The organism is Polaromonas sp. CG_9.7 (assembly GCF_015752205.1).
Classification (GTDB): domain Bacteria; phylum Pseudomonadota; class Gammaproteobacteria; order Burkholderiales; family Burkholderiaceae_C; genus Polaromonas.
In genome coordinates this window covers 97,955-124,502 of sequence record NZ_JADOVG010000009.1, presented here as the reverse complement: position 1 = coordinate 124,502, position 26,548 = coordinate 97,955, and the positions used below count along the sequence as shown (strand labels likewise).

24 protein-coding genes are annotated in these 26,548 nt (G+C 63.5%); 7 read left to right on the top strand and 17 right to left on the bottom strand.

Annotated elements, in window-relative coordinates; all coding sequences use genetic code 11:
• Positions 1 to 990 carry an inositol monophosphatase family protein gene (locus IWX87_RS11140; protein WP_196863590.1) on the bottom strand — a complete coding sequence of 330 codons (990 nt, stop codon included), beginning with the start codon at positions 988 to 990 and terminating at the stop codon, positions 1 to 3.
• A gap of 148 nt (positions 991 to 1,138) precedes the next feature.
• Between IWX87_RS11140 and IWX87_RS11135 the strand changes: the two genes are divergently transcribed.
• Both IWX87_RS11135 and cysE read left to right on the top strand, forming a co-directional pair.
• On the top strand, positions 1,139 to 1,966 hold the full coding sequence (locus IWX87_RS11135) for an RNA methyltransferase (protein ID WP_196863589.1): 828 nt from the start codon (positions 1,139 to 1,141) through the stop codon (positions 1,964 to 1,966).
• A 10-nt stretch (positions 1,967 to 1,976) separates the two neighbouring features.
• On the top strand, positions 1,977 to 2,759 hold the full coding sequence (cysE, locus tag IWX87_RS11130; protein WP_196863588.1) for a serine O-acetyltransferase: 783 nt from the start codon (positions 1,977 to 1,979) through the stop codon (positions 2,757 to 2,759).
• A gap of 28 nt (positions 2,760 to 2,787) precedes the next feature.
• On the opposite strand, the gene IWX87_RS11125 is transcribed toward cysE, so the two are convergent.
• The 3 genes from IWX87_RS11125 to yjgA all read right to left on the bottom strand — a co-directional run bounded on the left by IWX87_RS11125 (position 2,788) and on the right by yjgA (position 4,451).
• Complete coding sequence (locus IWX87_RS11125; RefSeq protein ID WP_196863587.1) at positions 2,788 to 3,171, bottom strand: ABC transporter substrate-binding protein; 384 nt, start codon at positions 3,169 to 3,171, stop codon at positions 2,788 to 2,790.
• 99 nt (positions 3,172 to 3,270) lie between these two features.
• Entirely contained in the window at positions 3,271 to 3,861 is a 591-nt protein-coding gene (mog, locus tag IWX87_RS11120) for a molybdopterin adenylyltransferase (protein ID WP_196863586.1), read from the bottom strand.
• Positions 3,858 to 4,451: a ribosome biogenesis factor YjgA gene (yjgA, locus tag IWX87_RS11115; protein ID WP_231374737.1), complete on the bottom strand. Its 594-nt coding sequence runs from the start codon at positions 4,449 to 4,451 to the stop codon at positions 3,858 to 3,860. Before yjgA ends, mog begins: the two co-directional genes overlap by 4 nt.
• A gap of 21 nt (positions 4,452 to 4,472) precedes the next feature.
• Here yjgA and pmbA point away from each other — a divergent pair, with 21 nt between their 5' ends.
• Entirely contained in the window at positions 4,473 to 5,882 is a 1,410-nt protein-coding gene (pmbA, locus tag IWX87_RS11110; RefSeq protein ID WP_196863584.1) for a metalloprotease PmbA, read from the top strand.
• 143 nt (positions 5,883 to 6,025) lie between these two features.
• On the opposite strand, the gene IWX87_RS11105 is transcribed toward pmbA, so the two are convergent.
• From IWX87_RS11105 to nirB, 8 genes are all read right to left on the bottom strand, one after another.
• On the bottom strand, positions 6,026 to 6,487 hold the full coding sequence (locus IWX87_RS11105; protein ID WP_196863583.1) for a GatB/YqeY domain-containing protein: 462 nt from the start codon (positions 6,485 to 6,487) through the stop codon (positions 6,026 to 6,028).
• 113 nt (positions 6,488 to 6,600) lie between these two features.
• On the bottom strand, positions 6,601 to 6,813 hold the full coding sequence (rpsU, locus tag IWX87_RS11100; protein WP_011484193.1) for a 30S ribosomal protein S21: 213 nt from the start codon (positions 6,811 to 6,813) through the stop codon (positions 6,601 to 6,603).
• 116 nt (positions 6,814 to 6,929) lie between these two features.
• A complete protein-coding gene (locus tag IWX87_RS11095; RefSeq protein WP_196863582.1) occupies positions 6,930 to 8,180 on the bottom strand; it encodes an NAD(P)/FAD-dependent oxidoreductase in 1,251 nt (416 codons plus the stop codon).
• Between the two features lie 132 nt (positions 8,181 to 8,312).
• A complete protein-coding gene (cobA, locus tag IWX87_RS11090; RefSeq protein WP_196863581.1) occupies positions 8,313 to 9,080 on the bottom strand; it encodes a uroporphyrinogen-III C-methyltransferase in 768 nt (255 codons plus the stop codon).
• Entirely contained in the window at positions 9,077 to 9,982 is a 906-nt protein-coding gene (ybiB, locus tag IWX87_RS11085; protein WP_196863580.1) for a DNA-binding protein YbiB, read from the bottom strand. The genes cobA and ybiB overlap by 4 nt, the downstream gene beginning before the upstream one ends.
• A 42-nt stretch (positions 9,983 to 10,024) precedes the next feature.
• Positions 10,025 to 12,895, bottom strand: a complete 2,871-nt coding sequence (locus IWX87_RS11080) for a nitrate reductase (RefSeq protein ID WP_196863579.1) — start codon at positions 12,893 to 12,895, stop codon at positions 10,025 to 10,027.
• A gap of 38 nt (positions 12,896 to 12,933) precedes the next feature.
• Positions 12,934 to 13,359, bottom strand: coding sequence for a nitrite reductase small subunit NirD (gene nirD / locus IWX87_RS11075; protein WP_196863578.1), 426 nt, complete (start codon positions 13,357 to 13,359; stop codon positions 12,934 to 12,936).
• 43 nt (positions 13,360 to 13,402) lie between these two features.
• Complete coding sequence (gene nirB, locus IWX87_RS11070) at positions 13,403 to 15,880, bottom strand: nitrite reductase large subunit NirB (RefSeq protein ID WP_196863577.1); 2,478 nt, start codon at positions 15,878 to 15,880, stop codon at positions 13,403 to 13,405.
• A 509-nt stretch (positions 15,881 to 16,389) separates the two neighbouring features.
• Between nirB and IWX87_RS11065 the strand changes: the two genes are divergently transcribed.
• Positions 16,390 to 16,830, top strand: a complete 441-nt coding sequence (locus IWX87_RS11065; RefSeq protein WP_196863576.1) for a CBS domain-containing protein — start codon at positions 16,390 to 16,392, stop codon at positions 16,828 to 16,830.
• A 74-nt stretch (positions 16,831 to 16,904) separates the two neighbouring features.
• Here IWX87_RS11065 and IWX87_RS11060 read toward each other — a convergent pair whose 3' ends face one another.
• A complete protein-coding gene (locus IWX87_RS11060) occupies positions 16,905 to 17,300 on the bottom strand; it encodes a hypothetical protein (RefSeq protein WP_196863575.1) in 396 nt (131 codons plus the stop codon).
• Positions 17,301 to 17,547: 247 nt separating this feature from the next.
• On the opposite strand from IWX87_RS11060, the gene IWX87_RS11055 reads away from it, so the two are divergent.
• The 3 genes from IWX87_RS11055 to IWX87_RS11045 all read left to right on the top strand — a co-directional run bounded on the left by IWX87_RS11055 (position 17,548) and on the right by IWX87_RS11045 (position 21,901).
• Complete coding sequence (locus tag IWX87_RS11055; protein WP_196863574.1) at positions 17,548 to 18,405, top strand: DUF6502 family protein; 858 nt, start codon at positions 17,548 to 17,550, stop codon at positions 18,403 to 18,405.
• Positions 18,406 to 18,425: 20 nt separating this feature from the next.
• Positions 18,426 to 19,820: a DUF5666 domain-containing protein gene (locus tag IWX87_RS11050; RefSeq protein ID WP_196863573.1), complete on the top strand. Its 1,395-nt coding sequence runs from the start codon at positions 18,426 to 18,428 to the stop codon at positions 19,818 to 19,820.
• A gap of 329 nt (positions 19,821 to 20,149) precedes the next feature.
• Entirely contained in the window at positions 20,150 to 21,901 is a 1,752-nt protein-coding gene (locus IWX87_RS11045; RefSeq protein WP_196863572.1) for a bifunctional protein-serine/threonine kinase/phosphatase, read from the top strand.
• Positions 21,902 to 22,074: 173 nt separating this feature from the next.
• Here the strand turns inward: IWX87_RS11045 and IWX87_RS11040 are convergent, their stop codons facing one another.
• From IWX87_RS11040 to IWX87_RS11025, 4 genes are all read right to left on the bottom strand, one after another.
• The gene (locus IWX87_RS11040; RefSeq protein WP_196863571.1) at positions 22,075 to 23,289 is read right to left on the bottom strand and encodes an MFS transporter; all 1,215 of its coding nucleotides are present in this window, start codon (positions 23,287 to 23,289) and stop codon (positions 22,075 to 22,077) included.
• A 125-nt stretch (positions 23,290 to 23,414) separates the two neighbouring features.
• On the bottom strand, positions 23,415 to 24,230 hold the full coding sequence (locus IWX87_RS11035; RefSeq protein ID WP_196863570.1) for an ABC transporter ATP-binding protein: 816 nt from the start codon (positions 24,228 to 24,230) through the stop codon (positions 23,415 to 23,417).
• 29 nt (positions 24,231 to 24,259) lie between these two features.
• Positions 24,260 to 25,210, bottom strand: a complete 951-nt coding sequence (ntrB, locus tag IWX87_RS11030) for a nitrate ABC transporter permease (RefSeq protein WP_196863569.1) — start codon at positions 25,208 to 25,210, stop codon at positions 24,260 to 24,262.
• A gap of 47 nt (positions 25,211 to 25,257) precedes the next feature.
• Positions 25,258 to 26,502, bottom strand: a complete 1,245-nt coding sequence (locus IWX87_RS11025) for a CmpA/NrtA family ABC transporter substrate-binding protein (RefSeq protein WP_196863568.1) — start codon at positions 26,500 to 26,502, stop codon at positions 25,258 to 25,260.
• Positions 26,503 to 26,548 lie beyond the last annotated feature (46 nt).

Here is a 26,548-nt window from a genome sequence, read left to right as displayed (position 1 = left end):
TCAGAAAGGCGCGTCGGGCACTTGGGCTGCGCTGCCAACGGGCGCGGCGGCGCTGTCGGCCTTGACGCGCCTGGACTTGAGCGTCGGCTTGGCGACGGGCGCGGCTTCTTCGTTGCCGCTGGCCGCTGTCTCGTCCTCGGCGCCACTCAGGGCCTGGCGAACGCTTGCCTTGTCGCCCGCACCGGCAAACTTGCTGTACTTGCCCAGCGTGCCGACCAGCTGGCCGTAGATGCGCGGGTTACCGGCGACACATTCGCTGTGGTCCATGAAGTCCGACTCGCCGGTGAAGTTGCCGATCAGTCCTCCCGCTTCGGTGATCAGCAGCGAGCCCGCAGCCACATCCCAGGGCTGCAGGCCGGTCTCGAAAAAGCCGTCGGTGTAGCCGGCCGCGACATGCGCCAGGTCCAGCGCGGCAGCGCCCGGGCGGCGCACACCGGCGCATTGGCTCATGACTTCACCCAGCATGTTCAGGTAAGGCTTGAGCTTGTCGCCGGGGCGGTAGGGAAAGCCGGTCGAGATCAGGCATTCCTGCAGGCGCGTGCGCTTGCCGACACGAATGCGGCGGTCGTTGACGTAAGAGCCGCGGCCCTTGCTGGCGCTGTAAATATCGTTGCGGTTCGGGTCGTACACCACCGCCTGCTCAATCTTTCCGCGTACCGACAGCGCAATGCTGACGCAGTAGAACGGAAAGCCGTGGATGAAATTGGTGGTGCCGTCCAGCGGATCGATGATCCAGACGAATTCGGAGTCTTTCGCCCCATGTTCGCTGCCCGATTCCTCGGCCAGGATGCCGTGGTCGGGGTAGGCGGTCAGCAGGATTTCGATGATCGCGGCCTCGGCGGACTTGTCGACTTCGGTGACGAAATCGTTGGTCTGCTTGAGCGACACACGGACCGCTTCGACGTCAAGGGCGGCGCGGTTGATGAGGGCGCCGGCGGCGCGCGCAGCCTTGACGGCCACGTTGAGCATGGGGTGTAGATTGCTGGACATAAATTGTAAGAAAGAGCGGGCAAGAACTGCAAAACCGGGAACCGGTGGCAGGCGACAATAGCGGATTTTACCGGCTTCGCCCGCCTGGCCCGGAATCACGACGGTCGCCGGGTTTTTTGCAGCGGCCCTCCGGCCACTTTTTATCTCCATGAAAACCCGCTTCATCCTGATCAACACCAGCCACGCCGGCAATGTGGGCGCTACCGCCCGCGCCATGAAAACCATGGGTTTTGACGACCTGGTGCTGGTTGCGCCGCGTTGGGCGAATGTGCTGCGGCGCGAGGAAACCATCCAGCGGGCCAGCGGCGCGCTCGATGTGCTGAACAACGCGCGCATCGTCGAAACGCTCGATGAGGCGCTCGACGGCATGGCGCACCTGTGCGCCACGGCCATGACGCCGCGCGACTTCGGCCCGCCCACCCGGGCGCCGCGCGCGCACTTTGCCGAACTGCTGGGTGCGACAGATGTGCTATCGAAAGATGAGCTGTCTGTTCTCGACCGTATTGCGCAAAAGCCTGATTCGGTTGCTTTTTTGTTTGGCTCCGAGCGTTTCGGCATGCAGAACGACGACGTCTACCGCTGCCATGTGGCGCTGAGCATTCCGACCGATCCAAAATTCGGCTCGCTCAACCTCGGTGCGGCGGTGCAGCTGGTGGCCTACGACTGGCGTGAGGCCCTGGGCGGCTTTGGCATTCAGGCGGCGCCTGAAGAAGTCCGGCTGGCCGATGCCGCTGCCGTGGGCGGCATGCTCAGGCACTGGGAAGAAGCGCTGGTCCACATCGGCTTTCTCGACCCGGCTTCGCCCAAGAAACTGATGCCGCGCCTGAACCAGCTGTTCAACCGCGCCCAGTTGAGTCCTGAGGAAATCCACATCCTGCGCGGCGTGGCCAAAATGATGATGCGGCAGACCGCCATTCAAGCCCGGCCGGCACAGGACAAGGCGCCGGCGTCAGCGGACACGCCCGCCAACCCCTAAACTCCTTGCAATGTTTTCCAGACTCCGCTCCGACATCCAGTGCATCCTTGAACGCGACCCCGCCGCCCGAACCCGCTGGGAGGTGCTGACCTGCTACCCCGGTCTGCACGCGCTGGTGCTGCACCGGCGCGCGCACTGGTGCTGGACGCATGGCTTCAAATGGCTGGGGCGCTTCATTTCGCACCTAGCGCGCTGGTTCACCGGCATCGAGATCCATCCCGGTGCGCAAATTGCCGGCTGCGTGTTCATCGACCACGGCATGGGCGTGGTGATTGGCGAAACCGCTGAAATCGGATCGGGCTGCACGATTTACCACGGTGTCACGCTGGGCGGCACCTCTCTGTACAAGGGCGCCAAGCGCCATCCGACGCTAGGCAAAAACGTGGTCGTTGGCGCTGGCGCGCAGGTGCTCGGCGGCTTCACCGTCGGTGATGGCGCGCGCATCGGCTCGAACGCCGTGGTGGTCAAGCCCGTGCCGGACGGCGCCACAGCCGTGGGCAACCCGGCCCGCATCATTCAGGCGGGTGCTGATGTCAAGCGCGAGGAGGCGGCCAGCCAGATGGGCTTTTCAGCCTACGGCGTGACGCAGAGCGACGACCCGCTCAGCCAAGCCTTGCGAGGGCTGATCGACAATGCCTCGGGCCAGGAGTACCAGATTTCGCTGCTTTGGCAGGCGATTGAAAAGTTGTCGAATTTGCCCGCTGCTGAGCCGCACCGCAATTGCGTTCCCAAGGATGCCGCGCTGGAAGAAAACTTTGAAGCCGACAAGCTGAACCAGCTGATCGGTAAATAGCCGGCGGCGGCGCCGGCCCTGAAAAGATTTATTTGGCGGCGGCAGGGGCCGACGCCGCTGCGGCCGCTTTTTCTGCTGCGGCTTTTTGTTTTTCTTCCGGGTTCATCGTCCCGGCGATGGCGCTGCCGGCCATCGACCCCACCACCGCACCCAAGGCCATGGAGCCCATGGTGCCCATCATGCCGGAGCCTGCTGCTACAGGGGCCGCGGCGGGTGCTGCGGCTGCTGTAGGGGCTGGTGCAGCTGCTGCCGGCGTTGCCGCTGCAGGGGCTCTGGCAGGCGCCGGGGCTGCCGCGCGCGGTGCCGATTTCATGCCGCCGCCCATGCGCTTGGCATGGGCCAGCGAAGGCAGTGTCAGGGAAGCCACAGCCAGGGTCACGATGGAAAGGCTGGTGCGAAAAGTAGCGTTCATGAAGTCACTCGGGTAAAAAAATCAAACAAAAATGCCAAGGCGCTGTGGCCCGGCTTTTTCCGCTGCATGCACGGGTTGCGAATGCAGAGATGTTTGCTTTTATACCGCGCGAATGGCGTTTTTGGGCCTAAAAGCCTTGCAGACTGCCGGGTCGGTTTCCAGGTAAGGCCCGCCGATCAGGTCGATGCAATAAGGAATGGCGGCAAAAATACCCGGCACGACGGATTCGCCCGTTTCGTTCTTCAGGCCTTCGAGCGTTTCGGCAATCGCCTTGGGTTGGCCGGGCAGGTTCAGGATCAGGCTCTGGCCGCGAACCACCGCCACCTGGCGCGACAAAATGGCCGTCGGCACGAATTTCAGGCTGATCTGGCGCATCTGCTCGCCAAAGCCGGGCATGACCCGGTGCGCCACGGCCAGCGTCGCCTCGGGCGTCACGTCGCGCAGTGCCGGGCCGGTGCCGCCGGTGGTCAGCACCAGGCAGCAGCCGGCATCAACCAGGTCGATCAGCGCGCTGCTGATGCCAGCCTGTTCGTCGGGAATCAGGCGCTCTTCAAAGGTGACCGGGTTGCGCAGCGCGCGCGTCAGCCAGTCTTTCAGCGCGGGCAGGCCCTTGTCCACATAGACGCCGCTGGAGGCCCGGTCGCTGACCGACACGATGCCGATCTTGACCGCATCGAAATGCGCACTCATGGCTTGGCTTCCTGCGCCATGGCCAGCTTGACCAGCTGGAAAATCTCGCGGTAGGACTTGGCGTGGCGCGGCGCCTCACCCGGCGTTTCGGGCTTGGCCATGTCTTTTCTGGCCTGGCGGATCAGCGCGCGCAACTGCTGCGAGTCGGTTGACGGGTAGTCGGTCAGCCACTGGCTGAGCGCATCGTCCGATTCCATCAGCTTGTCGCGCCACTGCTCGGCCAGGTGCAGCGCCAGCGTCAGGTCGGCCGAGCCATTGGCCTGCTCGTCAATCGCCGCGCGGATCGGCGTCATGTCGAGCGTGCGCATCAGCTTGCCGATGAACTGCATCTGGCGGCGCCGGCCCTCGAAGTTGGTGATGCGCTTGGCTTCCTTCAACGCGTCGAGCAGCTTGTCGGGCAGGTCCAGCCGCACCATCAGGTCGGTGCGCAGGGTCAGCAATGCCTCACCGAGCGCCTGCTTTTCATCCGCCTCTGCTTTCAGTTGGGTCTTGCTGGGCGGGCCCACTTCTTCGAGTGCAATTTCTTCGGGTTTCACGAATCGGCCGTTGGACCAGTAGCCTTTGATGGCCTTGGGAGTCTTGTTGTTCATAGCGCTTAGTATCATAGATACATGACCCAAAAAACTCCCTCCCGTTCACCTCGCAGCGTTTCCCGCACCAAAACCCGCCAACCCGAGGCAGGTTTCAGCTACCACCGGGACTTTTTTGAAGACCTGGTCGATACCGCGCTGGGCCATGCCAAAAAACTCGGCGCCACCGATGCAGCCGCCGAAGCCTCGGAAGGCTGCGGCCTTTCGGTCAGCGTGCGCAAGGGCGAGCTTGAATCGGTCGAGCGCAACCGTGACAAGTCGCTGGGCATCACCGTGTATGTCGGCAAGAAGCGCGGCAATGCCTCGACCAGCGATTTTTCAAAGGCCGCGATACAGCAAACCGTGAGCGCCGCCTACGACATTGCCCGCTTCACGGCGGAAGACGAGACCTCGGGCCTGCCCGACGAGCAGGACATCGCCCGCGAACATCCGGCGCTCGACCTGTTCCACCCGTGGGTCATCACGTCCGAGGAAGCCGCCCATCTGTCCTTGCAGTGCGAAGCCGCCGCTTTCGCCACTTCGCGCCTGATCACCAACAGCGAAGGCGCGGGCGTGTCCGCGCAGCAAAGCCACTTCTTCAGCGCCCATACCAAGGGCTTTCGCGGCGGCTATGCGAGTTCGCGCCACAGCATTTCCGTGGCGCCGATTGCCGGCAAGGGCAAGCACATGCAGCGCGACGCCTGGTACAGCTCGATGCGCGATGCGGGCCAGCTGGCCAGTCCTGAAGCGGTAGGCCGCTATGCCGCCGAACGCGCGCTGGCACGCCTGAAAGGCCGCAAGATCCCGACCATTGAATGCCCGGTGCTGTTCGAGTCGCCGCTGTCGGCCGGCCTGCTGGGCGGCTTTGTGCAGGCCGTTAGCGGGGGCGCGCTGTACCGCAAGAGCACTTTCCTGGCGAACAGCCTGGGCAAGATGGCTTTTCCCAAGCACATCGACATCCACGAAGACCCGCACCAGCTCAAGGGCAAGGGCAGCGCGCCGTTTGATGACGAAGGCGTCATGACCAGCGCACGGCAGGTGGTGGACGGCGGACGGGTCGAAGGGTATTTCCTCAGTACCTACTCGGCCCGCAAGCTGGGCATGCGCACCACTGGCAACGCCGGCGGCTCGCACAACCTGACGCTGACAAGCCGCAAGACCAAGGCGGGTGACGACCTCGACGCCATGCTGCGCAAGTTAGGCACCGGCCTGTTCGTCACCGAGCTGATGGGGCAGGGCGTCAACTACGTGACCGGCGACTATTCACGTGGCGCTTCGGGATTCTGGGTCGAGAACGGTGAAATCGCCTTCCCGGTGGAAGAAATCACGATTGCCGGCAACCTGAAAGACATGCTGATGGGCATTCAGGCCGTGGGCGCCGACGTCTACAACTACGGTGCCAAGAGCGTTGGCTCGATCCTGGTCAACCGGATGAAGGTGGCGGGGAGCTGATAAGCCCCCACGCTCCCCACTTCGTGTGGTTCGCTGCCCCCCGAGGGGGCGCTGCGCCTGCAGTCCGGCAAAGCCGGTCCTGCGGCCCCTGTTGGTGGAGATGGGTCAGGGGATGTGGCTTTAATGCGGCTGGTCTTGTCTGGTCAGCCGGCCAGCGCGGCTTTCACCGCTGCTGACACTTGGCCCATGTCGGCCTTGCCGGCCAGTTGGGTTTTCACGGCGGCCATCACCTTGCCCATGTCGCCGGGACCTACGGTGCGGCCCAGTTCGCCGGCCAGGGTTGCGACGATGCTCTTGACTTCGGCTGTGACTTCTTCGGCGCTCAGGCGGGCCGGCAGGTAGGCCTGCAGCACCAGCAGCTCGGCCTTTTCCTTGTCGGCCAGATCCTGGCGCTGGGCTTTTTCAAACGCCTCGATCGAGTCCTTGCGCTGCTTGATCAGCTTGTCCACGATGGCGACGGCCATGACGTCATCGACCACCACGCGCTCATCCACTTCCTTTTGCTTGATCGCCGACAGCAGCAGCCGGATTGTGCCCAGGCGTTCGCTGTCCTTGGCGCGCATGGCGGTTTTCATGTCATCGGTGATTTGTTCTTTGAGTGTCATGGCAGGCTCCTGAAGGGTGCGGCTAAAAAGTTAAGAGGGTTTGAAAAACAAAAAAGCCCGCAGAGCGTCCTCTTGCGGGCTTGTGCTGCCGTGAGGCAAGTACCGATGATGGATCAGTACAGCTTCTTGGGCAACTGCATGGCGCGAATGCGCTTGTAGTTGCGCTTGACGGCGGCTGCCTTCTTGCGCTTGCGCTCGGCGGTTGGCTTTTCATAGAACTCGCGTGCGCGCAAGTCGGTCAGCAGGCCGAGTTTTTCGATGGTGCGCTTGAAGCGGCGCAGCGCGACGTCAAAGGGTTCGTTGTCTTTTACGCGGATGGTTGTCATTGATGAATCGATTCAAAAGATGCACTTTACATTGATCTGATCAGGATCAGGCCAGGTGCGGGTTTGCTAGCAAAGCCTGTGATTATAGCAGTCTATAACTCGGCCAGAATCGATGATCATAGCGCCCGCTCGGCCTGCCGCGCCGCCAGCGCCTGCGCGCAGGCAAAGCCGCTGGCCCAGGCCCACTGGAAGTTGTAGCCACCCAGCCAGCCGGTCACGTCCACCACTTCGCCGATGAAGTACAACCCCGGCTGCTTCGACTCCATGGTTTGCGACGACAAATCGCGGGTATCGACGCCGCCGATCGTCACTTCGGCTTTTTTGTAGCCTTCGGAGCCGTTCGGCGTGAGTTGCCAGTCGGCCAGGCGCTGCGCCAGGGTTAGCAGCGCCTTGTCGGAGGCATCGACGATCGGGCGCTGCAAGGCTGCATCTTCGCTGACCCAGGCGTCGGCCAGGCGGCCGGGCACCAGGCTGGAGAGTTCGTTGGCGATCAGCTTTTTCGAGCTGGTCTTGGCGCGCAGCAGCAGCTTGGCCACGTCCACGCTAGGCGCCAGGTTGATGCGCACTGGCTGGCCTTCGCGCCAGAAGCTGGAAATTTGCAGCACCGCCGGCCCGCTCAGGCCCCGGTGGGTGAACAGCAGGTCTTCGGCAAACACGACCGCTTTCTTGCGCTGTTTGGGGCTGGCGTCCGGTGGGCCGGTTTCGATCAGCACTGGCAGCGCCAGGCCGGCCAATTGGGCATAGGGCGCCCAGGCCTCGCCGTCGAAGGTCAGCGGCACCAGCGCGGCCCGGGGTTCAATCAGGCGCAGGCCGAACTGTTGGGCGATGCGGTAACCGAAATCGGTCGCACCGATTTTCGGGATCGACAGGCCGCCGGTGGCAATCACCACCTGATCCGCTTCGATCAGTCCCCGATCGCTCTGGATTTGATAGCTGGTGGTGCCGGCCTGTTCTGCGTAAACCACACTTTTGATGCCGCAAGACTGCCAGTGCGTGACCTGTCCGGCAGCGCATTCGGCCAGCAGCAGGTCAATGATGTCCTCGGCCGAGCGGTCGCAAAACAGCTGGCCCTTGTGCTTTTCGTGAAACGGAACCTGATGCCGCTGCAGCAGTTCAATGAAGTCCTGCGGCGTGTAGCGCGACAGGGCAGAGCGGCAAAAGTGCGGGTTGTCGCTCAGGAACTGGGCAGGCGTGGCGTCTCGGTTGGTGAAGTTGCAGCGGCCGCCGCCCGAAATGCGGATTTTCTCGGCGACCTTGTCGCTGTGGTCAACCAGCAAAACCTTCAGGCCCTGCTGGCCCGCCTGGCCCGCGCAAAACAGGCCGGCCGCACCGGCGCCGATCACGACCACATCGAATTTATAAGTCAAATCAGCCTTTTGCGCAGGCAGGGCGGGCGAAATTAGCTATGAATATCATAGCGGTCTAGCATATCCTGTGGCTGCGTTTCATCAAACACCGGAGTGTAGCCGCGCCAAGGCGGATGAGCTGAGCGTGGTGTTTCAGGCGCTGCGGCGCACTTCCGGATGCTCGGCGGCCTGCGCCAGCGCGCTGACGACGTCGCCAACGACGATGACCGACGGGCTGGCCAGGCCCGACTGCTTGAGGTCGCGGGACAGCCGGGCGAGCGTGGTGGCGATGTGGCGCTGCGTCGGCAGCGACGCGTTCTGGATCACGGCCACCGGCGTGTCGGCGGGCAGGCCGCTGAGCAGTTCGTGCTGGATGTGCTCGGCACCGCTGACGCCCATGTAGATCACCAGCGTCAGCCGGGCACTGTGGGCGGTGGCCGCCAGCGCGCGCCAGTCAGTGCCGCTGTCGCCGGGCTTGGCGTGGCCGGTAACGAACACCACGCCATGCGCATGCTGGCGGTGCGTCAGCGGCACGCCGAGCGATGTGACCGCCGCCAGTCCGGCGGTGATGCCGTTGACCACCTCGACCCGGATGCCGGCGGCCTGCAGATGTTCCAGCTCTTCGCCGCCGCGGCCAAAGATGAAGGGATCGCCGCCCTTGAGGCGGACGACGTTTTCGCCTTCCCGGGCGGCAATGACCATGAGTTTTTCGATGAAGGCTTGCGGCGTCGATTTGCAGCCGCCGCGCTTGCCGACATACACGATGCGGGCACCGGGGGCAGCGAACGCGACGATTTCTTCGCTGACCAGGTCATCGACGAACAGCACGCTGGCCTGCTGGATGGCCTTGACGGCCTTGAGGGTTAGCAGTTCAGGATCGCCTGGACCGGCGCCGACAAGGGTGACTTTGGGGTTGTTCATAGTTGCCTGAGCAGTTGCAAGATATGCGCCACCTGCTGCGCAATCGACGGCGGCAGCGGGCTGTCACCGGCCAGCACCGAGCGGATATAGGCCGCCGTGCTGTCGGCGTCGATGGCTTTGGGCAGGTCGGGCACCGACGGCAGGGTGCCCTTGAGTCCTTCTTCGTTCAGCACGCGCTCGCCCTGGATGAAACCCTGCATCTGCGGCGAGCGGCGCGGGTCGGCCACGCCCTCACCCTCGGTGCCGCGCAGCAGCAGCGCATCGGCCTTGACCAGCGCGAAGGTGGCCGCCATGGACAGCGCGTATTCGGGATGCGTGTAGCTGCTGACCACCAGCGCCTTGCCGGCGACCGGGTTCATCAGCTTGACCAGGCTGTGCGCCGGGTTGCGCAGGCCGACGGCGCGGCGCACGTCAAGCAGGCGCTTGAGCGCCGGGCTGAGCAGTTCGGTGGGGGCAAACGCCACGTCGCCAGGTGCTATGGGTTTGATATCTGTCAGCGCAGGCACACCCAGCGCAGCAAGCACTTCCGATGAAAAAACGCGTTTGGATTCGGTGGGCGTGCCATGCATCAGCACCGCCACGCCTTCGCGCGCCAGCAGCAGCGCCAGCAGCGGCGTGAGCACCGGCAGCTTGCGCGCGCCGTTGTAGCTGGGCAGCACCACGACCGGGCCGTCGCTGGCCGCCAACAAGTTCAGGCGCTGGTGCACGGCGTCGAGAAAGCCGGCCATTTCCTCGGGCGTTTCGCCCTTGATGCGCATGGCCAGGCAAAAGCCGCCGATTTCCAAGTCGGTGACGACGCCGTCGAGCACCTGGCCGAGCAGGTCGGCGGCCTGTTCGCGCGACAGCGGGCGGGCGCCGTCCTTGCCGCGCCCGATTTCCTTGATGTAGTGGCTGATGCTCATGCGGCGATTGTGCGTGAATGCAGATGACTTGCGGTTATGAGCTTAAGCCACCTGCCGAATCGGAATCACGGCGCGCGTCGGCGCTGCCATGTCGGCTCTGGCCGAGCGCAGTCTGCGCTTGAGCTCGGGAACGCAGGAGCCGCAGCTGGTGCCGCATTTCAGTGCCTGCTGCAGCGAAGCCAGGCGCGCGTCGTCGGTGTCGGCAACGGCCGCATCCTGCGCCAGCAGCGCCAGCTGGTGGTCGATGGCCACGTCGGTGACGTTCAGGCAGCTGCACACGACCTTGCCGCGCGACTGGATGGCCACCGGCGGCTTGGCCCCCGGCAGCAACAGCAGCCGGCCATAGGCCTGCGCCGGCAGCTCGTCCCGCAACAAGGTACTGATCCATGCCTCGGCACTGGTGTCGCCGGCCAGCACGAAGCCAGTCAATTCGGCCGCTTCGTGGGTGCGTGCCAGCCGCACGGTGCGACGTTGGCCTTTCCTGCGGTCGGCATAGCGCAGGATGTAGGAGCCATCAAGTCCAAAGATTCGTTCCAGCAGCGCCAGGGTTTCGTCGTTCGGCGCCTCATGGGCGGCTGCACGGAACATGATGCCGCTGCGTTCAGGCTGGGGTCCGGCCAGTGGCTTGTTGTTGGAAAACGGCACGCAGCTGGCAAAGGCAAAGGCGGCCAGCAGGGGTTTGAGCTGTTCGTGGGCGGCCAGCGCATCGCCTTTGTCGAACCACGCCATCGCCAGCAGCGACCAAGGCAGTTCGGCCTTCAATATCTTGACGGCGGCGTGCTTGAGTTCTGGCTGCTTGGAGCTTGGGCAATAGGCCGAGGTGGTCAGGGCGTTGACGCCTGCCAGCGGCTGGCCAACGCTTGACAGGCCGCTCAGGTATTCGCTGCCCCAGTGCATCGCCATGAAGGCCTGGCTGAGCGCGACTTCCGGTGAAGCCTGCACTGGCACCACGATGGAGCCGCACTTGGAGGTGACATGCACCAGGTCGCCGTCTTTGAGCAAGCGGCGCGCCATGTCCTGCCCGTTCATCTGGATCGACGGCTCGGCCACATGGCCGAACAACCGGCCCAGCGTGCCGGTGCGGCTCATTCCGTGCCACTGGTCGCGCAGGCGGCCGGTGGTCATCGAAAACGGGTAGCGTGATTCGCGCGGCTCGGCCACGGGCCGGTACACGGTGTTGACAAAATTCGCCCGGCCGTCGGGCGTGGGGAAGATGCCGTCTTCATACAGCCGGGTTTTTCCCGCCGTTTCGCCTTCATGCATCGGCCATTGCAGCGGCGCCTGCTCCAGCAGCGCATAGCTCATGCCGGTGATGTCCAGGTCGCGGCCGCGCGTCGATTCGCGGTGCTCGTTCCACAGGGCTTCGGCACCCATCGATGCATCCCCAACTGAATAAGGAAAGAGAGGCGCGGCGCTTCGTCCAGGCAAAAGCTGCTCAAGCCTGTGGGCAAAGGCCACTGCAATCGACCAGTCATGCCGCGTTTCGCCGGGCGCTGCCACGGCGGGCCGGACCCGGCTGATGCGGCGTTCGCTGTTGGTCACGGTGCCGGTCTTTTCGCCCCAGGTGGTGGCCGGCAGCAGCAGGTCGGCGTACGCGCAGGTGGCGGTGGTGGAAAACGCTTCCTGCACGATCACCAGTTCGGCCCGCTCCAGCGCGCGCCTTACAGTGGCTTGGTCGGGCATGGACTGCGCCGGGTTGGTGCAGGCAATCCACAGCGCCTTGATCTCGCCGTCAGCTGCCGCCTGGAACATCTCGACGGCGGTCTTGCCCGGTTTTTCCGGCACGGAATACACACCCCACAGCGCGGCGACTTCAGCGCGGTGTTGGGCATTCGACAGGTCGCGGTGGCCGCTCATCAGGTTGGCCATGCCGCCCACCTCGCGCCCGCCCATGGCATTGGGCTGGCCGGTGAGCGAAAACGGCCCTGCACCGGGCTTGCCGATTTGCGCAGTCGCCAAATGCAAATTGATGAGCGCGGCGTTCTTGGCCGTGCCGCTGCTCGACTGGTTCAGGCCCTGGCAATACAGGCTGAGCGTGGCGCTTGAGGTGGCAAACAGTTTGGCGGCAGCGAACAAGTCTTCTTTTTTAAGGCCGCAAACCTGCGCCACCAGGTCGGGCGTGCAGTCGCGCACCGTGGCTTTCAGTGCCTCGAAGCCGGAGGTATGGGCGGCAATGTAGGCCGGGTCGATCCAGCCTTCCCACAGCATGATGTGCAGCATGCCGTTGAACAGCATCACATCGGTGCCGGGCTGCAGCGGCAGGTAGAGGTCGGCGATCTCGGCGGTGTCGGTGCGGCGCGGGTCGCAATAAATAATTTTTAGCGCCGGATTGGCAGCTTTGGCGTCTTCAATGCGGCGGAACAAAATCGGGTGCGCGAAGGCGGTGTTGCTGCCGGTGATGAACAGGCACTGCGCGTGATTGATGTCCTCATAGCAGGCTGGCGGCGCGTCTGCGCCCAGCGTCTGCTTGTAGCCAGCGACGGCGCTGCTCATGCACAGGCGCGAGTTCGAGTCAATGTTGTTGGTGCCGATCAGGCCCTTGGCCAGCTTGTTGAAGGCGTAATAGTCTTCGGTCAGCAACTGGCCCGAAATGTAGAAGCCCACCGCGTCGGGGCCGTGATCGAGGATGATCTGCGCGAAACTTTTGGCGGTGAAATCGAGCGCGTTGTCCCAGGACGTGCGCCTGGGCGCTTCGCCACGGTGCTCGCGCCGCATGGGATGGAGCAGCCGCGTCTGCAGCGTGACCGCGCTGGATGCGGTCAGGTGCAGCGTCGAGCCCTTGGTGCACAGCCGCCCGAAATTGGCCGGATGGTCCGGGTCGCCGCGCACGCCGGTGATCTCGTTTCCCTGCGATTCGATGATCACGCCGCAGCCAACGCCGCAATAGGGACAGGTTGATCGCGTTTCAGTCATGGCGGCTCCTGCTGGCTTGGGTCAAAAAAAAGGCGTGTTCAGGCGCTGTGCGGAGTCTGCACATCAAAGGTCGCGTCGCCAATCGCGCCGGCGGATGCAGCACCCGGGCCGGCCCTGGGCGGCATTAAATCGAGCGCCAGCGATGCCAGTTCGCCGGCATCGAGGTACACCTCGCCGCCATCGACCCTGCAGGCAAAGCGGGTGGTGCAGCCTTCGTCGGGCAGCGCGGCCTGGCCGTCGCACAGGCCGATGCTCCAGTTGTGCAGCGGGCAGGCCACGCGGGTGCCAAAAACGATGCCCTGGCTCAGCGGGCCGCCCTTGTGCGGGCAGCGGTCGAGCAGGGCGAACACCTGGTCTTCGCTGTTGCGGAAAACGGCCACGTCCATGCCTTGCGGGCGCCTGACCCGGCGCGAGCCGAGCACGGGGATGTCATCGACCAGGCAGATTTTTTTCCATTCACTCATTGCGCTAACTCCTCATTGATTCCCAGGATGCGGGCGTTGTCCATCAGGCTGTGACAGCTGAAATGGCGCTGAACTGGCGCGTGTCCACGGCCGCGTCCTTGTGCTCGAACCACGGGTCGGGCTCGCCGTCGAGGGAGAACTGCAGGCGCTCCCACAGCGCTTTTCTGCGCTCGCTGTCTTCCAGCACCTGCTTCTTGACATGCTCCAGCCCGACCCGGTGGATGTAATGCACCGTGCGCTCCAGGTACCAGCCTTCCTCGCGGTAGAGCTGCAAAAACGCGCCGCTGTACTCCATCACTTGGTCGCTGGTCTTGAGCTTGACCAGGAACTGGGCGACTTCGGTCTTGATGCCGCCGTTGCCGCCCACGTACAGCTCCCAGCCCGAGTCCACGCCGACGATGCCGATGTCCTTGATGCCGGCCTCGGCGCAGTTGCGCGGACAGCCGCTGACCGCCAGCTTGACCTTGTGCGGCGAATACATGGCCCACAGCGCGCGTTCCAGGTCCTTGCCCATCTGGGTCGAGTCCTGCGTGCCGAAGCGGCACCATTCGCTGCCCACGCAGGTCTTCACCGTGCGCAGCGACTTGGCGTAGGCAAAGCCGCTGGGCATGCCGATGTCCTTCCAGACGTTGGCCAGGTCTTCCTTCTTGACGCCCAGCAGGTCGATGCGCTGGCCGCCCGTGACCTTGACGGTGGGAATGCTGTATTTGTCGGCCGCGTCGGCGATGCGCCGCAGCTCGTCGGGCGTGGTGTGGCCGCCCCACATGCGCGGAATCACGCTGTAGGTGCCGTCTTTCTGGATGTTGGCGTGGCTGCGTTCGTTGATGAAGCGGCTTTGCGGGTCGTCCTTGGCTTCCTTGGGCCAGCTGCTGATCAGGTAGTAGTTGATGGCCGGGCGGCAGCTGGCGCAGCCGTTGGGCGTGCGCCATTCCAGGAACTGGTACACGTCGGCAATCGTCAGCAGCTTGCTAGACCGGATGGCGTCGCGCACCGCCTGGTGGCCGTGGTCGGTGCAGCCGCACATGGCTTTCAGCTTGGGCGTGGCCGAGTAGTCGCCGCCGGCGGTGAACATTAGTATCTGCTCGACCAGCCCGGTGCATGAGCCGCAACTGGCGCTGGCCTTGGTGTGCTTGCGTACCTCGTCGAGCGTGAACAGGCCCTTGTCCTTGATCGCCTTGCAGATCGTGCCCTTGTTCACGCCGTTGCAGCCGCAAACCTCGGCGGTATCAAGCATGGAGGCGGCCTTGTTGTGGCCTTCATGGCCCACGTCGCCAATGTTGGACTCGCCAAACATCAGCTTGTCGCGGATTTCGGCCACGCTGCGGCCGTCGCGCAATAGCTTGAAGTAGTAGCTGCCGTCAACCGTGTCGCCGTAGAGGCAGGCGCCAATCAGCTTGTCGTCCTTGATGACCAGCTTTTTGTACACGCCGCCGAACGGGTCGCTCATGATGATTTCCTCGGCGCCGTCGCCGCCCATGAAGTCACCGGCGCTGAACAGGTCGATGCCGGTGACTTTCAGCTTGGTCGAGGTCAGCGAGCCGGTGTAGCGGCCAATGCCGAACATCGCCAGGTGGTTGGCCAGCACTTTGCCCTGCTCGAACAACGGCGCCACCAGGCCGTAGGCGATGCCCCGGTGCGCAGCGCATTCGCCGACGGCGTAGATGCGCGCGTCGGTGGTGGTCTGCATGGTGTCGCTCACGACAATGCCGCGATTGACATGCAGGCGCATTTTTTCAGCCAGCCCGGTGTTGGGGCGGATACCGACAGCCATGCAGACCAGGTCGGCCGGGATCTCGGTGCCGTCTCCCGGGTCGGCGCCCGGGACAGGCTTGAACTTGACAGTCTTGACGCGGCCGTCTTCGCCGCCGACAAGCTCCTGCGTCTGGGCACCGATCAAAAATTTCATGCCGCGTTCAGCCAGCGACTTTTGCAGCAGCTTGCCCGCCACGTCGTCGAGCTGGCGCTCCATCAGCCAGTCGCCCACGTGGACCACGGTGACTTGCATGCCGCGCTTCATCAGGCCGTTGGCCGCTTCCAGGCCCAGCAGGCCGCCGCCGATGACGACTGCATGCTTGTAGAGCACGGCGGCATCGATCATGGCCTGCGTGTCGGCAATATCGCGGTAGGCCAGCACGCCTTTCAGGTCCTTGCCCGGAATCGGCAGAATGAACGGGTTCGAGCCGGTGGCCATGATCAGCCGGTCGTACTCGGCGCTGACGGTTTCGCCTGCTGCATTGCTGGCATGCACCACGCGGCGCACACGGTCCACTTCAGTGACGGTCCAGCCGGCATGCAGCGTGATGTGGTTGTCTGTGTACCAGGACCAGTCGTTCAGCACGATCTCGTCTAACGTCTGTTCGCCGGCCAGCACGGGCGAAAGCAGGATGCGGTTGTAGTTGGGATGCGGCTCGGCACCGAACACGGTGATGTCGTAAAGCTCGGGCGCAATCTTCAGCAGCTCTTCAAGCGCACGCACGCCGGCCATGCCGTTACCAATCATCACCAGTCTGGATTTTTTCATCATGACCCCCGTGGGCAGTTCGCAAAAACAAAAAAGGCGCCCGCACGGGTTGCAGGGCCTGAGCCAGCATATCCGTGGGGACGCCATCGTCCTGAAGACCCAATCCGCCATTGCACCGGGCCTGCATGCAGCCACCATTGACCGCGTCGTTATTCATGCAAGGGTTGTGCCATGCCTTGTCCATGGCACGGTCGAGGAACAAAAAGTCTGTTTACGCATGCTGAATAAGCGCATACAGCTATCAAATAGATAGCCGCTATCGGGCGTGGCCAAGACCTTGGGTGGTGCATGGGTGCCTTGAAATTGTGCGTTGCACCCTGGCGGTGGAGGCCAGCCGGGCGCATGCCGGGGTTTCCCCTGCCGATCTTGTGCGTTCATCGCGCTTGCAAGTGGCTTGCAAGGTTTTAACACCACAATCAGCCCTTGCAGGTGTCAGGCCGCTTGCATTGCCTGCCCGTCTGGCCTGAAACTCGCATGTGCCTGTCCATTGTTTCAAGAGGGAGATCGCCATGACTGCTGTTGCCGACATTCTCAAAGCCAAGGGCGATGCCATCGTCCATTCGATCGGACCGGACGACTCGGTCTTCGATGCCCTGCAGCGCATGGCCGACAAGGGCATTGGCGCTTTGCTTGTGCTGGAAGGCGAGCAGATTGTCGGCATCGTCACCGAGCGCGACTACGCCCGCAAGATTGCCCTGAAGGGCCGCACCTCGGCACTGACGCAGGTGCGCGACGTCATGACCACGTCGGTCATGTTCGTCAAGCCCAGCCAGACCAGCGAGGAATGCATGGCACTGATGACCGACAACCGGCTGCGCCACCTGCCGGTCGTGCAGGACGACAGGCTGATCGGCCTGATTTCCATCGGCGACCTGGTCAAGAACATTATTTCCGAGCAGAAATTCGTCATCGAGCAGCTGGAACACTACATTTCCGGCCAGCGCGGCTGAAGAACCGGATCGTCACGGTTGAGAAGGAGACCGCAGTAGCAAAGCTGCCGCCTCCTGTCGTTCGCAAAGCGCTCTTAGAGACGCTTCCCTGGCGCGTCATCGGCACCACGCATGTGGCCTGGCGCGTCATCGGCACTGCGGGCGCGGCCGCGACTGCCAGTTGCGCCATCATCGGCCCCATTCCGGCCCCGGCTGTCTTCGCCACTGCTGGCTGACTTTCCGCTGCCGGAATTGGAACTGCCCGCTGAGCTGCCGCTGCTCGAACCGCTGCTTGAGCCGCCGCCTGAGTGGCCCCCGCCTGATCCGCCGCCGCCAGAGCCGCTACCGGAGCCGCCACCGGAGCCGCCACCAGAGCCGCCGCCAGAGCCGCCGCCAGAGCCGCCGCCACCGTGCGCCAGGGCGGGCGCTACGGCCAGGCCGAGAGTGACCATGGTTGCGACAGCCACTGTCAATTTCTTGAGGTTGAACATGAAAATTCTCCTGACCAAAAGCTGAAAAAAAACATGGAACCAGACAAATCAGTTATTTTGATTTGAGTAAACGCAGGTCGCAAAACTTGGCTTGAACCGGCTGTCTTTTTCTTGTTCCGCTTTATGTGTGAATATTTCCCACACACGCATTGACTTTAAAGGAAGAAGTGCTCGGGTTAAAATATTTGTGTAACTATTTCCCACGCCACGTGGTAGAGTTGTTTTTAACAAGGGCAACTTCCCCAACATGCTGACCTCGCAAACCCCTGCCACGCCTTCACCAGCACTTGTTCTGGCGCTGCGCCGCGTGCTGCGCCCCATGGTCAAGCTATTGCTCGCGCAGGGCATCACCTATCCTTACCTGGCCGAGCTGCTCAAGGCACTTTTTGTTGACATCGCCGACAAGGATTTCCGCCTTGACGCAAAGCCGCCGACCGACAGCCGCGTCAGCCTGATCTCGGGCGTTCATCGCAAAGAGGTCAATCGGCTGCGTCAGGAAATGGCTTCGGACGCTGAAATTGTTCCGTCTGTGGTCTCGCTCGGCGCACAGCTGGTGGCCGTCTGGCTGGGTTCGGCCCACTACATTGATGAATACAACCGCCCCAAGCCACTGGCGCGGTTTGTCAGCGACGGCGGTGCCCTGTCGTTCGAGGCGCTGGTGGCCGGCGTGAACAGCGACATCCGGCCGCGCGTCGTGCTCGACGAGTGGCTGCGCTTGGGGGTGGTGCGTTTCGACGAGGAGCAGCGGGTTTGCCTGAATGTGGCCGCCTTTGTTCCGGTCGAAGGCTTTGATGAAAAAGCTTTTTACTTTGGCCACAACCTGCACGACCACGTGGCCGCAGCGGCGCATAACCTCATGGGTGTGGGCAAACCGTTTCTTGAGCGCACGGTCCACTGCGACGAACTCAGCGCCAACTCCATCGCAGCACTGGCCGCGCAGTCGGAGCAAGTGGGTATGCAGGCCTTGCTGGCCATCAACAAGAGCGCCATGGCGCTGGAAGCGGCCGACGCCAGCGACACGGCGCCGCGCCAGCGCATGACGTTTGGCATCTACTTTTATGCAGAGCCGGCGATGCCCGGCAAAGAGCCGCCGCCCGACGCTTGACAAACAGAAAGAAGCACGCCGTGAACACCAGCTCAACTTTCATGCCGCGTCGTGTCTTAAGTCCTGCGGTGGCTGCCCTGGCCGCAGGACTTTTGTTGTGCGCGTCCGTGCAGGCGCAAAACATGTGCGAAACCCAGGCCTCTCTGGTCAATCCAGCCGCGCTGACGCCGGGTATTGGCGGCACCGGCGCGCCGCGGGATGAAGTGGTCGCGGGCCGACCGGGCATGGGGGGCACAGGCGTCAGCGGCGGTGGTATCGGTGGCACAGGCATCCTTGAAGGCGCGATGGGCGACACCGGCGCGGCGCGTGATGGCGTGGTTGCAGGTCGCCCCGGCATTGGCGGCACAGGCATCAACAACGGCGGCGTGGGCGGCACCGGCATTGTTGGGGTGATCACCGGTTTTGCCAGCATTTGCGTCAACGGCCTGGAAGTCAACTACGACAGCAGCACGCCGGTCATGGCCGATGGCCGAGGGGCGACGGCACGCGAACTGGCGGTGGGCCAGGTGGTTGCCGTCCGGGCTTCAGGCGCAGGGGCGCAGTTCTCGGCACGCCACATTGCCGTCATCCATGCCGTGGTCGGTCCGGTGAGTCATGTCGATGCCCGCACGGGCCAACTGGAACTGCTGGGCCAGTCGGTGTTCGCCAGCGCTCCGGGCGAGTTGTCGAACTTGCGGCCCGGCGACTGGGTGCAGGTGAGCGGCTATCGCCTGGCGTCGGGCGAGGTGGCGGCTTCACGCATCGAGCCGATTGCCGCGCGGTCGCAGGCGCAAATTACCGGGCAGATCGGGCAGGTCGACACTTTCGGTTTCACGCTCCACGGCAGCCGCGTCCGTCTGGCCAGCCTTAGCCTGCCCCCCGGCGCCGTGACGGGCTCGGAGGTGCTGGTGCGCGGCACCTGGGACGGCAGCAGTTTGCTTGCCCAGGCTATCGAGATGGATCCGACGCGCCAGGGCGTGGGCGGTGTGGAGAGGGTGGTGCTGGAAGGCTACGTGCATGCCTTGAGCGGAACTGAACTCAGCCTTGGCAGCAGCAAGATGACGCTGGCGCCCAACGTGCAGATTTCCGGCAGCAGCGGCACGCCGCTCGCGGTCGATCAACGGATCCAGGTCAGTGGCCGGGTCGGTGCTGACGAGCGCATCACGGTGGACCGGGTTGAAGTCAAAGGCGCAGGAGGGGGCTCGGGCGGTGCACAAAGCGGCAAGGGAGTGAGTTCGGGCAGCCGCAGCAAAGGCAACTCGGACCGTGGCAGCAGCGGCAAAGGCAGCTCCGACGGTTCGTCAGGATCGAGTTCCGGCTCGTCTGGGTCGAATTCTGGCTCCTCTGGCTCATCGGGTTCATCCGGCAGCGGATCCTCAGGAGGCGGCTCGTCTGGCGGTGGCAGTAGCGGAGGTGGCGGTGGCGGCGGCCGGTAAAACGACCTGAAATGCCTTCAGTCCTCGCGCGCAACAGGCCGGCCCCGTTTCCCCCTGCTGGGTCGTTGACGCAGAGGCATCCGTATTAACCGGCAAGCGGTTTTTCAACATAAAATATGCCTTTTCCGGATGGCTGGTGAGCGCGAGTAGCTATAAATTCAGTAGCAAAAATTGTCAGGCACCTTGCTCGCCGCGCGTGCCAGTCAGGGATTGCGCACCAACTCTTTCCTCTACCGCAGCCTGCAGAACCTGGCCCAGCTGCAAAGCTGATTTTGCTGGGCGGATTGCAATGCACCCATGTTGGGCGTAACACTTATCAGGCTTGGTGCATGGCATTCAACATAGACATCGGTTTTGCAACGCAGGCGGGGCGCAAGCCCGGCAACGAAGACTTCTGCGCGGCCATGCTGCCCGATCCGGGGCAGGAAGGCATGGGGTCCATCGTGGCGATTGCCGATGGCGTGAGCGCCGGCGGCATGGGCCGCGAAGCCGCCCAGACCACCGTCACCAGCCTGGTGCGCGACTACTACGCCACGCCCGAAACCTGGGACACCACCGTCGCGCTGGACCGGATCATCGCCGCCCAGAACACCTGGCTGGCTGGCATCAACCGGCGACGCCAGCCTGTCATGGGGCTGACCACGCTGACCGCGCTGGTGCTTTGCGGCCAGTCCTACACCGTGGCGCATGTCGGCGATTCGCGGGCTTATCTGCTGCGCGGCGGCGAGATGCGCCAGCTGACCCATGACCACGTGGTCAATCATCCGGATTTCAGGCACCAGCTGCTGCGCTCGGTCGGCGCTGAAGACCATGTCGTGGTGGACTACCTGCAGGGCGAACTGCTGGTGGGCGACATCTTCGTACTGGTGACCGACGGGGTGTACGGCGTGCTGACCGACCGCCGGTTGCAGGCCTTGGCCGGCCTTCAGGCGACCGACAGCGCGCCGCTGGCCAGCCAGAACCTCGTCAATGCCGCGCTGGCCGCCGGCAGCCAGGACAACGTCACCGCTGTCGTGGTGCGGGTCCTTGGCCTGCTGGACGCCAGTCTGCCCGATGTCAACCGCAGGGTGGAGGGCCTGCCGATTCCACCGCGCCTGATGAAGGTGGGCGAGGTGATTGATGGCTTGTGCGTGACGGCGCTGGTCGCCGACAGCGGCATCAACCTGCTCTACCAGGTGCGCGACAGCGCCAGCCAGTCGCTGTATGCGCTGAAGACGCTGCACCCCGCCCGGGCGCACGACGCGCAGGAGCGCACCATGCTGGCGCATGAAGCCTGGCTGGCCACCCGCATGCAGACCGGCCGCGCGGCGGACCACCTGGTGCATCTGCACGAGCGCCTGCCTAGCGGCCGCGAGCGCAGCGCCTTTTACCTGCTGTACGACTGGCACAGCGGCGACACGTTGCAGCAGCAGCTGGACCGTGGACAGAAGTTCACGGTTCAGCAAGCGCTGGCTGCCGCCACCCAGACTGCTCAGGCGCTGGCCCGGCTGCACCGCCAGTGCGTGATTCACCGCGACATCAAGCCGGCCAACCTGCACCAGGGCAAGGACGGCGTGCTGCGGCTGCTTGATCTGGGCGTGGCGCTGAGCGGGCGCGAACCCGAGGCGATGCGCCAGCTGCATGCCGGTACGCCGAGCTTCATCAACCCGGAGCAATGGGGCTACAGCGCGCTGGCGGCCGTCGGCCCGGAGGAGCTGCCTGACGCGCAAAGCGATTTGTTCGCGCTGGGCGTGACGCTGTACCAGCTGCTGACGGCCCGGCTGCCTTATGGCGAGGTGCTGCCTTACCAGTCGGGCCGCTACTACCGCGACCCGGTGGCGCCCAGCCGCACCAGGCCTGAGGTGCCGATCTGGCTGGACCACATCGTGCTGAAGGCCGTGGCGCGCGACAAGCGCCAGCGCTTTGAAACCGCAGAGGAATTGCTGCTGGCGCTGGAGCGCGGGGCTTCGCGGCCTTTGACGGCGCCGCAGGCGTCTCCTTTGATGCAGCGTGATCCGACGGCCGTCTGGAAATTGGCGCTCGGGGTGTCGCTGCTGTTCAATTTCCTGCTGGTTTATTGGTTGCTGTTTTTGCCGAAGTGACTGGTTTTTTTTGGATGAAATCGGTGTTGGAGCATATCCAGCTTTGGTTGTTTGCTATTAAATTAATAGCTTATCTGGCTCTGCATGGTTGGGCTGGCCGGGGGCTGCCCGGCCCAGCAGAGCCAAATAACCACCAAACAAGCCACAAGCACAGCAGGAAGCCATAGCGCAACTCAAGCCGAACGCGCCCGCCCACCCTTCTCCGCCCAGGTCCGCGTCCAGCGCATCTGCATCACCCGCAGCATCACCAGCATCGCCAGCGCCAGAACCGCGAACAGTAAAAATCCCCAGGCGTAGGTGCCGCCATACTGCTTCGACAAGCCCATCGCGCTCGGCACCAGGCCGCCGCCCAGCGCGCCAATTTCGCCGATCATCGAACCGGCCACGGCCGTGGCCATCGGCCAGCGCAGCGGCACCAGCTGGAACAAAGCGCCATTGCCAGCCCCCAGCGCGGCAAAACAGAGCATCACCAGCAGCGTCGTGAGCACCAGCGAACCACCGGCCAGACCGCACAGCATCAGCGTGACGGCCACTGTGACCAGCACGATGGTCAGGGTGTTGATGCCGCCCCAGCGGTCCGAAATCCAGCCGCCAAACACGCGCAGCGCCGCGCCCATGAAGGCCGCCAGCATCGTCAGCTGGCCAGCCTGCACCTTGCTGACCGAGAACTGGTCGTAGTAGTAGGTCGGCAAAAATGTCGCCAGGCCGATGAAGCCGCCAAACGTCACGGCGTAGATCAGGCTGAAGGCCCAGCCGTCTTTTTCATACAGGCAGGCGATGTGCTGCTTGAAGCTGGCATGCTTGTCGAGGTCGTCGGGTTCCTTGGCGAACACGATCATCACCACCATGGGAATGCTGATGGCGACAGCGGCAAAGCCGTACACCGTGACCCAGCCAAAGGCCTGCGCCAGCGGCGGCGCGATCAGCACCGAAACGGCGGTGCCGACATTACCCGCACCGACCAGGCCCATCGCCAGCCCCTTGTGCCGCGCCGGAAACGAGCCGGAACCCAGCGACAACGCCACGCCAAAACTGGCGCCGGCAATACCCAGCAGCACGCCCATGGCCAGCAGGTCGTTGAAGCTCTTGACAAAAAAGAAGCCGAAGAGCATGGCCACGGCAATCAGCCCCATCTCGACCAGCGTGGCCTTCTTGCGGCCGATGTACTGCGACAGCAGGCCGAGCGGGAAGCGCATCAAGGCGCCGGCGATGATCGGCACCGACAGCATCAGCCCCTTTTGCGCCGGGCTCAGGTTGAAGGTTTCCGAGATGAAGGGCGCCATGGCGCCGTTGAGCACCCAGATGCAGCACGAGAACGCGAAATACAGGAAGGCAGCGAACAGGGTGGGGGAGTGTCCGGACTTGAGGAATTGCTTGAAGAAGTTCACTGGAGAATGCCCGTGAAAAAGTGCGAATTGCCAAACAGGAAAAAAACCGGTGCCCGCCCGTGGGCTGTTGCATCGAGTTTTCCGGCACCCGCGTTGCGGGTGTTTGACGCGAAACGAGCGGCCACTCAGGCCGTCAGTTTTTCGACATGCGCCTGGCGCGTGTACAAAAAGTCGATCACCGCCTTGCGGTAGTGCAGGTACTGCGTGCTTTCGGCCAGTTCGACGCGGTTGCGTGGGCGCGGCAGGTCAACGCTGAGCACTTCGCCAATCGTCGCCGACGGGCCGTTGGTCATCATCACGATTTTGTCGCTCAGCAGCACCGCCTCATCGACATCGTGCGTCACCATGACGACCGTGCTCTGCGTGTTGGCGACGATCTGCAGCAGCTCGTCCTGCAGCTTGGCGCGGGTCAGCGCATCGAGCGCGCCGAAGGGCTCGTCAAGCAGCAGCACCTTGGGCTCCATCGACAGCGCACGGGCAATGCCGACGCGCTGCTTCATGCCACCCGAGATTTCGCCGGGGCGCTTTTGCGCTGCGGCCGTCAAGCCGACCATCGTCAGCACCGCATCGGTGCGCGCCTTCAGCTGGGCCTTGCTTTGCGTGGCGGAAAACACGCGCTCGACGGCCAGGTAGACGTTCTCGAAGCAGGTCAGCCACGGCAGCAGCGAGTGGTTCTGAAACACCACCGCGCGCTCCGGGCCGGGGCCGGCGATCTCGCGGTTGGCGCACAGCAGCACGCCCTGCGTGGGCATCGTCAGGCCGGCGATCAGGTTGAGCAGCGTCGATTTGCCGCAGCCCGAATGACCGATCAGCGCGACGAATTCGCCCTTGGCGACCTTGAGGTTGACGTTCTGCAGCGCGCAGAACGGGCCTTTCTTGGTCTTGAAAACCTGCTCGACGCCCTGGATGTCGATGTACTGGGGATTGACGGGGGTGTTCATGGTCATGTTCCTTGGGTTGGGTCGGCAGCTCAGTTCTTGACTTCTTCAAACGTGAACGCCGTGGCCAGCTTGATCAGCGCAAACTCCAGCGCCAGCCCGACGATGCCGATGACGAAAATCGCGATGATGATGTTCATGACGTTGAGGTTGTTCCACTCGTCCCAGACCCAGAAGCCGATGCCGACGCCACCAGTCAGCATCTCGGCCGCGACGATCACCAGCCACGCCGTGCCGACAGCCAGCCGCACGCCGGTCAGCATGTAGGGCAGCACCGAGGGGAACAAAATTTTGGTGACGATCTTCCATTCCGACAGGTTCAGCACACGGGCGACATTCATGTAGTCCTGCGGCACGCGCTGCACGCCAACGGCGGTGTTGATGACCATGGGCCAGATCGAGCAGATGAAAATCGTCCAGATGGCGGCCGGGTCGGCGCCCTTGAACACCAGCAGGCCGATCGGCAGCCAGGCCAGCGGCGACACCGGCCGCATCAGGCTGATGAGCGGGTTGAACATGCGGCTCAAAAACGTGAAGCGGCCAATCAGGAAACCGGCCGGAATGCCGACGATGGCGGCCAGGCCAAAGCCGAGCGCCACGCGCTTGAGCGAGGCCAGCACGTTCCAGCCGACGCCCTGGTCGTTCGGGCCGTTGCGGTAGAACGGGTCGCTGAACAGTACGACGGCTTGCAGGAAGGTGTCCTTGGGCGAGGGAATGCTGGCCTTGGTGGCCATGGATACCAATTCCCAGACAAGCGCCAGCAGGCCAAGTCCGAGCAGTGGCGGCAGGACGTGCAACCACAACGCAGAAAAATCCCGCCGGGGTGTCGCGGACAAGGCCGCACCCGTCTTTTTATGGTCTTTTACGGTCTTTGCGCTCGCCTCATCTACATTGGCAGCTATCGAATGCGTAGCGCTTCGCTCCACGCTGGCGGTAGTCGGCGGGGCGCTTTCAAGCGGGCTGTGAAATACGGCACTGACCATGGCGTCACCTCTTCAAAAGTAATTCAACGAAAAATCAAAGGGCGGTTTCAGGCGTGAACCTTGAAGCTGTCGGCGTACTTTTTCGGGTCCTTGCCGTCCCAGACCGTGCCGTCGATCAATTTGCTGGTGCGCATCACGTCCTTCGGAACGCTCACCTTGGCGGCGCTGGCAGCCTGCTTGTAGATGTCGATCCGGTTGATCTGCTTGGCCACGGCCAGGTAGTCCGGGTGCTCTTTCATCAAGCCCCAGCGCTTGTGCTGCGTCAAAAACCACATGCCGTCGGACAGGTAGGGAAAGTTCACCGCGCCGTCGTTGAAGAACTTCATGTGGTTCGGGTCGTCCCACGTTTTGCCCATGCCGTTCTGGTAGCGGCCCAGGATGCGCTGGTTGATGGCGTCGACGCTGGTGTTGACATAGGCCTTGCCGGAGATGGTTTCGGCCATCCTGCTTTTGTTCGCCAGGCTGGCGTCAATCCATTGGCCCGCCTCCAGGATGGCGGCGGTCACGGCGCGGGCGGTGTTCGGGTATTTCTGGGTGAATTCGGCGGTGGTGCCCAACACCTTTTCCGGATGGTCTTTCCAGATGTCCTGCGTCGTCACGGCGGTGACGCCAATGCCGTCCATGATCGCGCGCTGTCCCCAGGGTTCGCCGACGCAAAAACCATCCATGTTGCCGATGCGCATGTTGGCGACCATCTGCGGCGGCGGCACGGTGATCACCTTGGCGTCCGACATCGGGTTGATGCCGTTGGCCGCAAGCCAGTAGTAAAGCCACATGGCGTGGGTGCCGGTCGGGAAGGTCTGGGCGAAGGTGTATTCGCGCTTTTCGCTGGCCATGAGTTTTGCCAGGCCGGGGCCATCGACGGCGCCCTTGTCGGCGAGCTTCTTGCTCAGCGTGATCGCCTGGCCGTTGTTGTTGATCGTCATCAGGACGGCCATGTCCTTTTTGGGCCCGGCGGTGCCTAAATGCACGCCGTAGATCAGGCCATACAGGACATGGGCAAAGTCGAGCTCGCCGTTGACCAGCTTGTCGCGCACGCCGGCCCAGCTGGCTTCCTTGCTCGGGATGATGGTCACGCCGTATTTCTTGTCAATGCCGAGCACCGACGCCATCACCACCGAGGCGCAATCGGTCAGTGGAATGAAGCCGATCCTGACTTCCTTTTTCTCTGGCGCGTCCGAGCCCTGCGCATAGACGGCGGCGCGCAATGCCGGGCTGATGCCCACGGCACCCACGGCGGCGGCCTGCAGCACGCTGCGGCGTGAGAGGGAAGGTTTGAGCAGGTCTGTCATGTCAGCAACTCCTGGAAATGAAAAAATAAAACAAAAAAGGCGTTCG